At 62.9% G+C, this 13,635-nt stretch carries 9 protein-coding genes and 3 tRNA genes; 11 read left to right on the top strand and 1 reads right to left on the bottom strand.

The features are described 5' to 3' along the window. Positions 1-5 precede the first annotated feature (5 nt). From infB to Q8R75_RS15955, 10 genes are all read left to right on the top strand, one after another. Entirely contained in the window at positions 6-2,771 is a 2,766-nt protein-coding gene (gene infB / locus Q8R75_RS16000; protein ID WP_305613552.1) for a translation initiation factor IF-2, read from the top strand. 18 nt (positions 2,772-2,789) lie between these two features. Continuing rightward, positions 2,790-3,164 carry a 30S ribosome-binding factor RbfA gene (rbfA, locus tag Q8R75_RS15995; protein WP_305626192.1) on the top strand — a complete coding sequence of 125 codons (375 nt, stop codon included), beginning with the start codon at positions 2,790-2,792 and terminating at the stop codon, positions 3,162-3,164. A 1-nt stretch (position 3,165) separates the two neighbouring features. Further along, positions 3,166-4,095 (top strand): tRNA pseudouridine(55) synthase TruB, encoded by a 930-nt coding sequence (gene truB / locus Q8R75_RS15990; protein WP_305615210.1) that lies wholly within the window; start codon positions 3,166-3,168, stop codon positions 4,093-4,095. A gap of 56 nt (positions 4,096-4,151) precedes the next feature. Next, the gene (gene rpsO, locus Q8R75_RS15985) at positions 4,152-4,421 is read left to right on the top strand and encodes a 30S ribosomal protein S15 (protein ID WP_069040295.1); all 270 of its coding nucleotides are present in this window, start codon (positions 4,152-4,154) and stop codon (positions 4,419-4,421) included. Between the two features lie 158 nt (positions 4,422-4,579). Further along, positions 4,580-6,667, top strand: coding sequence for a polyribonucleotide nucleotidyltransferase (pnp, locus tag Q8R75_RS15980; protein WP_305615220.1), 2,088 nt, complete (start codon positions 4,580-4,582; stop codon positions 6,665-6,667). A gap of 88 nt (positions 6,668-6,755) precedes the next feature. After that, positions 6,756-6,832, top strand: a tRNA-Pro gene (locus Q8R75_RS15975). A 32-nt stretch (positions 6,833-6,864) separates the two neighbouring features. After that, positions 6,865-6,941 (top strand) — tRNA-Arg (locus Q8R75_RS15970). A 56-nt stretch (positions 6,942-6,997) separates the two neighbouring features. Beyond that, positions 6,998-7,073: transfer RNA gene (locus tag Q8R75_RS15965), tRNA-His, on the top strand. A gap of 175 nt (positions 7,074-7,248) precedes the next feature. After that, on the top strand, positions 7,249-7,713 hold the full coding sequence (locus tag Q8R75_RS15960; RefSeq protein WP_305615212.1) for a prepilin-type N-terminal cleavage/methylation domain-containing protein: 465 nt from the start codon (positions 7,249-7,251) through the stop codon (positions 7,711-7,713). Further along, positions 7,714-10,428 (top strand): EAL domain-containing protein, encoded by a 2,715-nt coding sequence (locus Q8R75_RS15955; protein WP_305615214.1) that lies wholly within the window; start codon positions 7,714-7,716, stop codon positions 10,426-10,428. Between the two features lie 18 nt (positions 10,429-10,446). Here the strand turns inward: Q8R75_RS15955 and Q8R75_RS15950 are convergent, their stop codons facing one another. Further along, positions 10,447-11,343 carry a recombination-associated protein RdgC gene (locus Q8R75_RS15950; RefSeq protein ID WP_305615216.1) on the bottom strand — a complete coding sequence of 299 codons (897 nt, stop codon included), beginning with the start codon at positions 11,341-11,343 and terminating at the stop codon, positions 10,447-10,449. 193 nt (positions 11,344-11,536) lie between these two features. Between Q8R75_RS15950 and Q8R75_RS15945 the strand changes: the two genes are divergently transcribed. Beyond that, positions 11,537-13,498, top strand: coding sequence for a DNA topoisomerase IV subunit B (locus tag Q8R75_RS15945; RefSeq protein ID WP_305615218.1), 1,962 nt, complete (start codon positions 11,537-11,539; stop codon positions 13,496-13,498). Positions 13,499-13,635: the final 137 nt, after the last annotated feature.

Raw genomic sequence — 13,635 nt, 5'->3', positions numbered from 1 at the left:
CGTTGATGAGTGTTTCCCAATTTGCGACCGAGCTGAAAATGCCGGCTGCCGCGCTGCTGGAGCAGCTCCGGCACGCGGGTGTCGACAAGCAGAGCGAACGTGATTCGCTGACCGAGCAAGACAAGTCCCGTCTGCTCGACTACTTGCGTCGTCAGCACGGTGATACCGCGGGAAAGACGAAAATCACGCTGACCCGTCGCGAAACGACCGAAATCAAGGCGACCAATTCATCCGGACAGGCTCGCACCGTTCAGGTCGAAGTGCGCAAGAAGCGCGTTCTTGTGAAGCGTGACCCTGCGGAATTGCTTGCGGAAGAAGCTGCGCAAAAGGCCACTGAAACGCCTGTTGTCGCTGAAGCACCTGTTGTCGCTGAAGTGGCTGTTGTCGCTGAAGCGGTCGTGGTGATGCCTGAACCGGTGGCGGTTGTCGAAATCGCGCCTGTCGCGGAAGAGCCGCCCGAGCCCGAAGCCGCTGCGCCCGAAGCCGTTTTGCCCGAAGTCCTCGTGGACATCGAGCCGGAGTCGGCGGCAGAGCCGATCGTCGAAGGTGCGGTGGAAGCACCCACAGTGCGTTTGCGCAGCACGCGGGAGATAGAAGCTGACCGCCACTCCAGGTTGCTCGAGCATCAGGCAAAGGAATTGAAGGACAAGGTCGATCGCGCTGAATCACTGCGCAAGCGGATCGCGGACGACCTGATCAAGAAGCAGACCGATCTCGACGCCAAGACGAAGGCGGATGAAGAAGCGAAGGCAGCACCTGTAACGACCAAGGTAAGCACGCCCGGCACGCTGCACAAGCCGGCCAAGGCCGATGACAAGGGTGTAAAGGCTAAAGCGGCGCCCGCGGCGAAGGCGAAGCCCGGCACCGCGTGGAAGGACGACGCGGCAAAACGCCGCCAGATCAAGACCCGCGGCGACGCCGGCACCGGCGGCTGGCGCGGCGGTCCCAAGGGACGCAACCATCGGGACCACGACCAGGGAGGCCAGCAGCAGGCGCCGGTCGAGGCCGTGGTGCGTGAAGTGCTCGTGCCGGAAACCATTTCGGTGGCCGACCTCGCGCACAAGATGGCGATCAAGGCCACTGAACTGATCAAGGTGCTGATGAAGCTTGGTCAGATGGTCACGATCAATCAGGTGCTTGATCAGGAAACGGCCATGATTCTGGTCGAGGAAATGGGTCACATCGCCAAGCCGGCGAAGCTGGACGACCCGGAAGCCTTCCTCGGCGAAACCACGGAAGAACACAAGGACGTCGAACTGCTGCCGCGCGCACCGGTTGTGACGGTCATGGGTCACGTCGATCACGGCAAGACTTCGCTGCTCGACTACATTCGCCGTGCCCGTGTTGCCGCAGGCGAAGCGGGCGGCATCACGCAGCACATCGGTGCCTATCACGTCGATACGCCGCGCGGCATGATCACCTTCCTCGACACGCCGGGTCACGAGGCCTTCACGGCCATGCGTGCCCGCGGTGCCAAGGCAACCGACCTGGTGATTCTGGTGGTCGCTGCGGACGACGGCGTGATGCCGCAGACGCGCGAAGCCATCCACCACGCCAAGGCGGCCAATGTGCCGCTGATCGTGGCGATCAACAAGATCGACAAGCCGGGCGCCAGCCCGGATCGCGTCAAGCAGGAACTGGTGGCCGAAGGCGTCGTGCCGGAAGAATATGGTGGTGACTCGCCGTTCATCTCGGTGTCCGCGAAGGTGGGTACCGGCATCGATGAACTGCTTGAGAACGTACTGCTGCAGGCCGAAGTGCTTGAACTGACCGCACCGCGCGACGCGCCGGCCCGCGGACTGGTCATCGAAGCACGCCTCGACAAGGGCAAAGGTCCCGTGGCGTCGGTGCTGGTGCAGCAGGGCACGCTCAAGCGCGGCGACATCATTCTGTGCGGCCAGGTGTTCGGTCGTGTGCGCGCCATGCTGGACGAGGCGGGCAAGTCGATCAACGAAGCCGGCCCGTCCATCCCGGTCGAGATTCAGGGTCTGTCAGACGTACCGGCTGCCGGCGACGAAGCACTGGTGCTGGGCGACGAACGCAAGGCGCGCGAAATCGCGCTGTTCCGTCAGGGCAAGTTCCGCGACGTGAAGCTGGCCAAGCAGCAGGCGGCCAAGCTGGAATCGATGTTCGAGCAGATGGGTGACGGCGAGGTCAAGACGCTTCCGCTCATCATCAAGGCTGACGTGCAGGGTTCTCAGGAAGCGCTGGTACAGTCGCTCACCAAGCTGTCCACGCCGGAAGTGCGGGTGCAGGTCATCCACGCAGCGGTCGGCGGCATTTCGGAAACGGACGTCAATCTGGCCCAGGCATCGAAGGGTGTCATCATCGGCTTCAACGTGCGTGCAGACGTTGGTGCGCGCAAGCTGGCCGAGAACTTCGGTGTCGACATCCGCTACTACACGATCATCTACGAAGCCGTCGATGAGGTGAAGGCGGCACTGTCCGGCATGTTGTCGCCGGAGAAGCGCGAGAACATCCTCGGTACCGTGGAAATCCGCCAGGTGTTCCGCGGCACCAAGATCGGCACCATCGCCGGCTGCATGGTCACCTCGGGTCTGGTCAAGCGTGGCGCCAGTGCGCGCCTGCTGCGCAACAATGTGGTCGTCTGGACCGGCGAACTCGAATCGCTCAAGCGCTTCAAGGACGATGTGAAGGAAGTGAAGGAAGGCTACGAGTGCGGTCTGTCGCTGCGCGGCTACAACGAAATCGAAGAACTCGACCAGCTCGAAGTGTTCGAGATCGAAGAGATCGCCCGCAAGCTGGCCTGATATCGGCCCGCCCCTCAGATGAGCGAACGTTATTCACGCAGCGACCGGGTATCGGAAGCGATCCGCCGCGAGCTTGCGCAGTTGATCGCGACCGAGTTGAAGGACCCGCGCGTCGGCATGATTTCGCTGACCGCGGTCGAGATCACGCCCGACTACGCACACGCCAAGATTTTCTACACCACGATGGCAGAGGGTGAGGCACTGGCGCACATCCAGGAAGGCCTGGTGCGCGCATCGGGTTTCCTGCGTCGCGAACTGGGTCGCCGGGTGCGCATACACACGACGCCCGCGCTGCACTTCGTGCATGACGAAACCCTTGCACGCGCTGATCACCTGTCGCGCCTGATCGACAAGGCGCTGCATTCCGGACCTTCCTCGAGCAGCGACGACTGATTTGCAACCTCGTTCGCGCTGGAAAGCCGTTCATGGCGTGCTGCTGCTCGACAAGCCCATCGGGTTGAGCTCGAACGACGCGCTGCAGAAAGCGCGCCGCCTGTTCCAGGCTGCCCGTGCGGGGCACACCGGTACGCTCGATCCGCTCGCCAGCGGACTGCTGCCGGTCTGCTTCGGTGATGCGACGCGCTTTGCCGGTCTGATGCTGGATGCCGACAAGGAATATCTTGCGCATGTCAGGTTGGGCGTGCGCACCAGCACCGGCGACGCAGAAGGCGAGATCCTCGACACCCGTCCGGTCGACGTCAGTCTCGACCGGCTGCTGGACGCACTGGCAGCCCACCGCGGCGACATCGAGCAGATCCCGCCGATGCATTCCGCACTCAAGCACCAGGGCAAGGCGCTGTACGAGTACGCGCGTGCCGGCGAAACCATCGAGCGAGCGGTACGCCACGTGCGCATCCACGACATCGAATTGCTCGACTGCGCATTGCCCTCGTTTTCAATCCGGGTGCGCTGCAGCAAGGGTACCTACATCCGCACGCTGGCCGAAGACATCGGCGAAGTGCTCGGCTGCGGTGCGCACCTGAGCGGCTTGCGGCGCACGCTGACCGGCCCCTTGTCGCTCGACTGCTCGCACACCCTTGAAACGCTTGCCGCGCTCGACGAAGCGCAACGCATGGATTTGCTGCTCCCGCCGGACTGTCTGCTGCAGGATCTGCCGGCCTGCCGGCTCGATGGCGAGTCGGCACGACGGCTGATCCAGGGTCAGATCGTGCGGCTCGACGCCTTCCCGGATGGCGCGGCCATGGTCGACGGACAGGTGAACCGGGCCTATGACGGCGCGGTGTTTCTGGGTCTGGTCATTGCATGCGCCGGCCGATTGCAGGTGAAACGCCTTTTGCCTCAGGAAATTGGCCAAAAGGCTTGAGATTGCGCCGTTCTGGCGTATAATTTTGGGTTTTCCAGACGAGAGAGTTTAGATAGATGGCTATCGTTACCGCCGAAAAAGCCCGCATTGTGGCTGACTTCCAGCGCGTGGCCGGCGATACGGGGTCACCCGAAGTCCAGGTTGCCCTGCTGACCGCACGTATCAATGGCCTCACCGGTCATTTCAAGGAACATGTGAAGGACCACCACTCCCGCCGTGGTCTGCTCAAGATGGTGAGTCAGCGTCGCAAGCTGCTTGATTACCTCAAGCGCACCGATGCAGACAGCTATCGCGCGCTGATCGGACGTCTCGGGCTGCGCAAGTAATTGCTTCTGCAGACTACGGTCAAGCCTTCATCGGCCTGACACAACACACCGGCGTGAGTCCATGCGACTCCGCCGGTTTGTTTTTTGGCGGGCGCGCAAGTCCGCCGTGAATCGAAACGAAAGGAATCAACTTGCTTAACGCTACCCGCAAGGAATTCATGTTCGGCAACCAGAAGGTTGTGCTGGAGACCGGTGAGGTCGCCCGCCAGGCTGGTGGTGCCGTCATGGTGAGCATTGACGAAACCGTGGTGCTGGCCACTGTAGTGGCCTCGAAGACGGCCAAGCCGGGGCAGGACTTCTTTCCCCTCACCGTCGATTACGCTGAAAAGTTCTACGCGGCCGGTCGTATTCCGGGTGGCTTCTTCAAGCGCGAAGGTCGTCCGAGCGAAAAGGAAACGCTGACGTCGCGTCTGATCGATCGCCCGATCCGTCCGCTGTTCCCGGAAGGTTTCTACAACGAAGTGCAGGTCATCGTGCAGGTGCTGTCGCTGAATCCGGAAGTCGATTCCGACATTCCCGCACTCATCGGTACGTCGGCTGCGCTGTCGATTTCCGGCATTCCGTTCAGCGGCCCGATCGGTGCCGCCCGCGTGGGTTACGCCAACGGCCAGTACATCCTGAACCCGACGGCCACCGAGCTGAAGACCAGCGAACTGAACCTGGTCGTCGCCGGCACCGAAGCCGCTGTACTGATGGTGGAATCGGAAGCGATGCAGTTGTCGGAAGAAATCATGCTGGGCGCCGTCGTGTTCGGTCACGAACAGATGCAGGCGGCCATCAACGCGATCAACGAACTGGTCGAAGTCGCCGGCAAGCCCGAATGGGACTGGCAGGCGCCGGCGCGTGATGAGGCGCTGTGGAGCAGCATCGTCGGGCTGGCTGAAGCAAAGCTTCAGGACGCCTACCGCATCACGCAGAAGCAGACGCGCAGCCAGCGCGTGAACGAGCTGCGCAGCGAAGTCGTGGCTGCACTGACCGCCGACGCGGCCAACGCGCCGGATGTGAACACCATCAAGAATTACTTCTTCGACATCGAAGCCAGCATCGTCCGCAGCCGCATCCTGAACGGCGAGCCGCGCATCGACGGTCGCGACACGCGCACCGTGCGTCCGATCTACATCCGCAACAGCGTGCTGCCGCGCACCCACGGTTCGGCGCTGTTTACCCGCGGTGAAACGCAGGCGCTGGTCATCGCCACGCTGGGCACCGGCCGTGACGAGCAGATCATCGACGCGCTGGGCGGCGAATATCGCGACCGCTTCATGCTCCACTACAACATGCCGCCGTTTGCTACCGGCGAAGCTGGCCGCTTCGGCACGCCGAAGCGTCGCGAAATCGGCCACGGCCGTCTGGCCAAGCGTGCGCTGCTCGCCGTACTGCCGCCGGCCGACGAATTCAGCTACTCGATGCGTGTGGTGTCCGAAATCACCGAGTCGAACGGTTCGTCGTCGATGGCTTCCGTGTGTGGCGGCTCGCTCGCCCTGATGGACGCCGGCGTGCCGCTGAAGGCGCACGTGGCTGGCATCGCCATGGGCCTGATCAAGGACGGCAACCGCTTCGCGGTGCTGACCGACATCCTCGGTGACGAAGATCATCTGGGCGACATGGACTTCAAGGTGGCAGGTACCGACAACGGCATCACCGCACTGCAGATGGACATCAAGATCCAGGGCATCACGAAGGAAATCATGCAGGTCGCGCTGGCGCAGGCACATGAGGCGCGCAAGCACATCCTCGGCATCATGCAGGAATCGATGAGCGGCGCCCGCGAAGGCGTGTCGACCTACGCACCGCGTCTGCTGACGATGAAGATCAATCCGGAAAAGATCCGCGACGTGATCGGCAAGGGCGGCGCCGTCATCCGCGCGCTGACCGAAGAAACCGGCGCAACGATCGACATCGGCGACGACGGCACCATCACCATCGCATCGGTCAGCGCCGAAGCCGCCGAGAACGCCAAGCGCCGCATCGAGGCGATCACCGCGGAAGTCGAAGTGGGCAAGGTGTACGACGGCACGGTGCTGCGTCTGCTCGATTTCGGCGCGATCGTCAGCGTGCTGCCGGGCAAGGATGGTCTGCTGCACATTTCCCAGATCGCCAACGAGCGCATCGCCAACGTCGCCGACCACCTGAAGGAAGGTCAGCAGGTGAAGGTGAAGGTGCTGGAGACCGACGAAAAGGGCCGCATCCGCCTGTCGATGAAGGCACTGCTCGCCGCGCCGGAAGCGACCGACCAGCAGGACTGATGACTGCGGGGCAGGGTGGATTTTTCTTGATCCACCGGCCCTGCAGCCATTGACCGCGCGGCTTTGCGCCGGTAGTATCGCGCGCTCTCGGGGTGTAGCGCAGCCCGGTAGCGCGCTTGCTTTGGGAGCAAGATGTCGGGGGTTCGAATCCCTCCACCCCGACCAGAACATCGGTCCGCAACGCGGTAACTTAGTACCTGCCCGTAGCTCAACTGGATAGAGCAACGGCCTTCTAAGCCGTAGGTTGCGGGTTCGATTCCTGCCGGGCAGGCCATTTATATGTGTGGCCCGAGAGTTTCAAACGCTGATCGCTCGATCGGCGTCCCAGTGGTGGCTGTAGCTCAGTTGGTAGAGTCCCGGATTGTGATTCCGGTTGTCGTGGGTTCGAGTCCCATCAGCCACCCCACTCTTCAAGTTACCCCTCCGCAGTTCATCCCTTGCCGTGTCACGGGCTTCGAAGTCTGTGACTTTGGCACGCTGAGCCCTCAAGCCATCAATCCGAGTGCCCGTTAACGCTCCTGCAAGCACAGGTCGATCATCAGATCCGATCATGTTTTTCGAGTTATCGATGGGGGGCGGCCGTGCAGGGGCAATACCGGATTTCGGGATTCACGCTTGTAGAACTGCTTGCCGTGGTCGCTATCATCGGGGCACTTGTCGCAATCGCTCTCCCAAACTACGAAGCCTATGTCGAGCGCAGCAAGCGAACTGCTGCGATGAGCGACATGACAAGCATCATGATGGCGATCGATCGTCATGTGATCCGGGCGAACGAATTTCCGGTTTCGCTCGCCGAGGTTGGATTCGGCGAGTTGCTGGACCCGTGGGGAAACGCTTACCAGTACCTGCGCATCGGCGGCACGCCACGCCCGAATCGAGGTCAGCTGCGCAAGGACAAGAACCTTGTGCCGCTGAACAGCGATTACGACCTCTACAGCATGGGCAAGGATGGGCGAAGTCAGAAACCGCTCACGGCTGCCGCCTCGCGCGATGACATCGTCCGCGCCGGCAATGGCGCGTTTGTCGGCCTTGCCGTCGATCACTGAATGTCTGTCCGCCTTCATCTGCGAAGCCGTTTCGGGCGCCGCCTCTTCAGCCGTTTCCTTATCGCAGCCCTGCTGCCGATGGCGGTGTTGGCGACCTTTTCCTATAGCGAAATGCGCGAGCAGCTGGTGGATCAGCTCCAGCAGGGTCTGCGTGACGACGGCAAGAGCCTTGGCATGGAGCTCATCAACGAGCTCAGCCTGCGCGTCGGCATACTCAAGGACAGCAGTGCGGGCAAAGTCGAAGGGGGAGCAAGCGGATTCGTCTGGATCAGGGACGAACGTGATCCGCGGGTGCCGACCCTCAATGCCGACGAAGCCCGGGCGCTTGCTGCACACGGGGCAACCGTCCGCCTTTATGGCGCGCACGCGCCCTTGCTCGTCGTTCGTCGGAACACGGACAACCGCATACTGTACGGCCGCCTTGACCCGGCGGCCTTGTGGCTGAGGCATTCGGTCGATACACCCTACTGCATCCTCGACGAGCGGCAGCGCCCCATCCTCTGCACGCAGGGGCTGCAGCCCCCGGCGCTCAACCTGTCGTCGAGTGATCGGACACTGATCACCGCATTGTCCAACGGCATGCCTCACCTGGTGGGGTACTGGAGCGCCCACCTGGACGGTCTTTACGGGGCGGGCGTCTTTCATGTGTTGACGACCGTCCCTGAACAATCGCTGTCCTTGCCGCTCGCTCACCTCCGTTACGGGTTCATTGCGATCTTCGCGCTCGCGCTGGGCTTGATCGTGGCGATGGCGGCGAGCCAGATCGGACGGCAGACGCAACCGCTTGATGCGCTAACACGGGGTGTCAAGCGTCTTGCCCGTGGCGAAATGGACGCCCGTGTCGAAGTGCCGGGCGATGACGAATTCGCCCTGCTCGGCGCAACCTTCAATGCGATGTCCGATCGCCTGAAGCGCAAGTTCAACATGCTTCGACTGCTTGCAGAGCTCGATCGCGCGGTACTCGGTTCGGGCGAGCCCGCGCGGGTAACCGAAGCCATTCTTTCGGGCGTGCTTGACGCCATTCCCTGCGACGCCGCAGGCATCGCAATCATCAATCCGAGCGGAACGGCCACCTATGCGCGTGCGCAAGCGGGCGACGAGCATCCCTCGCCGCGTCTTGATGTGTCGGCCGATGTCCTGGCCCAGATCTGCAGCCTCTGTGTCGACGAATGGAACGATGTCCAGATCGATGTTGAATCGCTGCTGAGCGGCCGGCCGCAAAATCCGGGCCGGGCTGCGCTGGTGTTTCCAGTGCGCAGCCATGGACGGCTCGACGGTCTGCTCGTGCTTGCCGTGGCGACCGATGGCCCGCGGGACAAGGAGGAAATCATCACCGCAGGACGCAATCTTGCCGATCGGATGTCGGTTGCGGGATCGAGTTTCGCCTGGGAGGAAAAGCTCTACCGTCAGTCGCACTACGACGCCTTGACCGGCCTTCCGAATCGCACGCTGCTGCGCGATCGTGTGACGCAGGCGCTCACGCGTGCGGGTCGGGAAAAGGCGTCGGTTGCCGCCCTGTGCATCGATTTTGATGACTTCAATTCCATCAACGAAGCACTGGGCCAGACTGCAGGCGATATGTTTCTCATCGAGGCGTCACGCCGCCTTGAATCCCTTGTGCGACCGGAAGACACGGTCGCACGCCTTGCCGGGGATGAATTCGTGATGCTCGTAACAGGAATGGACGACGCGGAACGCATGTTTGTGCTGCATGGCATCGCAGAGCGTATCCACCGGTTGCTGGCGTCGCCGGTACGCCTTGAAGATCGGGATGTCATTTCGCAGGCAAGCATAGGCATCTCGCTCTACCCGGACAATTCGGACGACTTCGAATCGTTGATGCGTACGGCCGAAGTTGCGCTTCACGAAGCAAAGAAGTCCAGCCGTGGCGGCTTCAACTTTTACTCGCAGTCGATGAACGCCGCGGTAAGCGAGCGCTTCGAGCTCGCCCAGGAGCTGCGTCGGGCAGTTCAGAGCGGAGAGCTTCTGCTGCACTTCCAGCCAAAGGTGAGCGCACACGATGGAGCCATCATGGGCGCCGAGGCGCTGATCCGCTGGCAATCGCCATCGCGGGGGCTGGTGTCGCCGGGAGCTTTCCTTCCGTTGATCGAGAATATCGGTCTGAATGGCTGGCTGACCGGCTTCGTGCTCGACAAGGCATGCGCGCAGATGGCAGCGTGGGACAAGGCGGGTTTGCCGCCGATTCCAGTCTCGATCAACGTATCCCCGGCCGATCTGGAGACTGCAGATTTTTTCGACAAGATTATTGCGGCCCTGCAACGACACTGTCTTGCGTCTGACCGGCTCGAACTGGAAATTCTCGAAACGTCGGAGGTCGGTGCCGGCAGCTGCGTGCGCACGACGCTGCAGCGCCTGCGTGACATGGGCGTGAAGATCGCGCTGGACGATTTCGGCACCGGTTATTCCTCACTGATCTATCTGACTGAAATGCCGGCCGACATCCTGAAACTCGATCGCGCATTCATTCGCAACCTTGCTGGTGACACGCGTCAGCAGGCCATCGTTCGTCAGGTCATTTCGCTTGCCCGCTCGCTTGGATTCAGCATCGTCGCCGAGGGCGTGGAACAGGTTGCCCAGCGAGACCTGCTGGTCGATATGCAGTGCGATCTGATTCAGGGCTTCCTTTACTCTCGTCCGCTGCCGCCTGATGAACTGGCGGAAAAACTGCTCGGGAAACTACGCATCGCGGCGTAAGCCCGCGCGCGTTGCACATCAACGCGCGTCCGTGCCACCCAGCGTCTCGATCAGCTGATCGATCAACTTGCCCAGTTCGCCCGCCATCAGTGCGAAGTCGGCATCGAAGCGCTCGGTTTCGTCACCGCTGCCATCCTCTTTTTCGGTCAGCACGTCGAGCGGCGCGATGCGCTTCAAAGTCAGGGTTTCGGTCAGCGTGAAGGACACCCGTTCGGCCCAGGTCATCGCCAGGCGAGTGCATTGCTTGCCGGCTTCGATGTGACGGCGCAGGTCTTCCGCTTCCAGCGCATGGCGTGTGTAGCGCACCGTGGCCTTGGACTGGGTGCTGGAACGCAGCTCGGTGTCCTGATCGACGGTGAAGCCTGCGGGTGCTTCGTCGGCCGCCAGCCACGCGGTCATCGCCGACACCGGCGACAGCGCGGTCTGCAAGGGCCGCGCGCCGAGGTTTTCGATGCTTTCGTTCAGCAACTGCATCACTTCGTCGCTTTTCGCGCTGGCGGCGGCGTCGACAACGATCAGGTTGCGCACCGGGTCGATCCACACCCGCGTGTCGCGCGCGATGGCGAACGCGCGCGGCAGCAGTTCGTTGGTCACCGCGTCCTTGATTTCGCGCATTTCCCTGCGTCCGGGCTTGTAACCCTGCTGCTCCTCGATCTCCTGCGCGCGCGCCTTGGCGAACTGGTTGATGACCGACGCCGGCAGCAGCTTCTTCTCGACCCGCAGCGCAATCATCATCTGACCGGCGACGGCATGCACCAGCGACTCATCGTTGCGCGGCGACACCCAGCCCATGCGCTGCATTTCGATGCTGGTACCGGGCTGGAAGGCCTGCGCAGCGAGCTTTTCAGCAAGCTGGTCGGGGGTGGCGGTGAACGGCGTGGAGAGGCGGTAGATCTGGAGGTTCTTGAACCACATGGCGTCGGCAAAAAGGGACGCAGTCTACACGAGCGATCCGCCAAGCTGCGCCTCGCCGGACAATCCGCTGCCGCGCAACGACGGTATCGACGGCAGGGCGCCATTGCATGCAAACTAGCGCACTTTTCGCGCGGCCCCGTCGGCACGCGCTGTACCGAATATCTCTGTTCCACCGACCTCAGCCCGCTGCGACATGAACAAACCCAGCAGTTACAACGCCGCCGAAATCCAGGTGCTAGAGGGCATCGCGCCGATCCAGAAGCGGCCCGACATGTACACGCGGACCGAAAGTCCGAACCACATCGTGCAGGAAATGATCGACAACGCCTGCGATGAGGCGCAGGGCGGCTTTGCCGACCGTCTCGGCGTGATCATGCACGCCGACGGATCGGTGACCGTGGAGGACAACGGGCGCGGCATTCCGGTGGACATCCATCCGACCAAGGGCGTGCCGGCGATCGAAGTCATCTTCACCATCCCGCACTCGGGCGGCAAGTTCGAAGGCAAGGCCTACCGCATCGCGGGTGGCCTGCACGGCGTCGGCGTCACGGTCACCAACGCGCTGTCGAAGCGGCTGGAAGCGACCGTGAAGCGCGCCGGCCGCGAGTACGCGATTGCCTTCGACCACGGTGTGTCGCAAGGCCTGACCGAAGTGGGCAACTGCCCGAAAACGCACAACGGAACGCGGGTGCGCGCCTGGCCCGACCCGCGCTATTTCGCCACGGCGAAAATCAAGCGCGCTGACGTCGAACACCTGCTGCGCGCGCGCAGCGCCATGCTGCCCGGCGTGCGCATCGTGTTTCAGGACGAGGAAAGCGGCGACACACGTGAATGGCACTACGCGAACGGGCTGGAAGACTATCTGCGCGAACAGCTGTTCGAGGCGATCGGCGACACGGCACCCGGCGCGCCGCGGCAGGCCGTGTTTGCCGGCGCGCGCAGCGCACTGCCTGGTTACGACGCCGGCGAGGGCGCCGAGTGGGCGATCGGCTTCGTCGAAGGCGCATCGGTGCGCGAATCCTTCGTCAATCTGATTCCGACCCCGGGCGGCGGCATGCACGAATCCGGGATGCGCCAGGCGCTGTTCGAATCGGTAAAGGACTACGCAACCCACCACGGCCTGATGCCGGCCAAGCTGGCGCTGCAGTCCGAAGACGTGTCGCATCACGCCAGCTATGTGCTGAGTGCCCGGGTTCTGGAACCCCGCTTCCAGGGCCAGACCAAGGACAAGCTGAACAACCGCGAAGCAGTGAAGCTGGTGTACGAATCGATCAAGGACGCGCTCGACCGCTGGCTCAATGACCATGCCACCGAGGCGCAGCGTATCGCCGGGCTGGCCATCCGCAGCGCGCAGTCGCGCGCGCGCGCCGGCAAGGTGGTGGAAAAGCGCGCCGGCTCCGGCGTCACCTTGCTGCCGGGCAAGCTGACCGACGCCACCGGCACGGTGCCGGAGCAGAACGAAATCTTCCTGGTCGAGGGCGATTCGGCCGGCGGCAGCGCCAAGCAGGCGCGCGATCGCACCTTCCAGGCGGTGCTGCCGCTGCGCGGCAAGGTGCTGAATACCTTCGAAATCGATGCGTCGGAAATTTTCGCGAACAACGAGGTTCACGACATCGCGGTGGCGCTGGGCATCGACCCGCACAAGCCGGACGCGCCCGACACGGTGCTCGACGGCCTGCGCTACCACAAGGTGATCATCCTGTCGGATGCCGACGTCGATGGCGCGCACATCCAGACGCTGCAGCTCACGCTGTTCCTGCGCCACTTCCCGCGCCTGATCGTGCGCGGCCACGTGTTCATCGGCCAGCCGCCGCTGTACTGCATCAAGATCGCGCCGACCAGGGCGCGCCCGGCACGCCGGCTGTACGCGCTCGACGAAGCCGAACGCGACAGCATGCTCGCCGGCCTGATCGGCGACGGCATCGCCGAAAGCGCGCTCACCGTCAGCCGCTTCAAGGGTCTGGGCGAAATGAATCCGGATGAGCTGAAGGAAACAGCGATGAACCCGGAAACGCGGCGGCTGATCCGCATCACGCCGGGCGCCGACGCCGATGTGGTGATGAATACCTTCACCATGCTGATGGGCAAGAAAGAAGCCGAACGTCGCCGCCGGTGGATGGAACAGGAAGGCGACAGCGTGGTGCCCGATGCCTGATCGGAATCATGTAGGTTGGGGTGAGCGCAGCGATGCCCAACATGCCAGCGTGGCAGTCGCGCGGAAACAGCTTGGCACCAGGCTGTCGCTCAACACCGGACCGGCGGTGACTCTCACGCTTTTAGTAGGTTGGGGTG

Origin of the sequence: Methyloversatilis sp. (assembly GCF_030696805.1) — a bacterium.
Classification (GTDB): Bacteria; Pseudomonadota; Gammaproteobacteria; order Burkholderiales; family Rhodocyclaceae; genus Methyloversatilis.
Note: the sequence above shows the minus strand (reverse complement) of the source record. Positions and strands in the feature narration are given on the sequence as shown.

Bases quoted from the DNA above. Each gene is read 5' to 3' on its own strand.
- rbfA (WP_305626192.1), top strand. From the start codon at position 2,790: ATGAGCGAACGTTATTCACGCAGCGACCGGGTATCGGAAGCGATCCGC.
- infB (WP_305613552.1), top strand. From the start codon at position 6: ATGAGTGTTTCCCAATTTGCGACCGAGCTGAAAATGCCGGCTGCCGCG.
- Q8R75_RS15955 (WP_305615214.1), top strand. From the start codon at position 7,714: ATGTCTGTCCGCCTTCATCTGCGAAGCCGTTTCGGGCGCCGCCTCTTC.
- pnp (WP_305615220.1), top strand. From the start codon at position 4,580: ATGTTCGGCAACCAGAAGGTTGTGCTGGAGACCGGTGAGGTCGCCCGC.
- Q8R75_RS15945 (WP_305615218.1), top strand. From the start codon at position 11,537: ATGAACAAACCCAGCAGTTACAACGCCGCCGAAATCCAGGTGCTAGAG.
- rpsO (WP_069040295.1), top strand. From the start codon at position 4,152: ATGGCTATCGTTACCGCCGAAAAAGCCCGCATTGTGGCTGACTTCCAG.
- Q8R75_RS15950 (WP_305615216.1), bottom strand. From the start codon at position 11,343: ATGTGGTTCAAGAACCTCCAGATCTACCGCCTCTCCACGCCGTTCACC.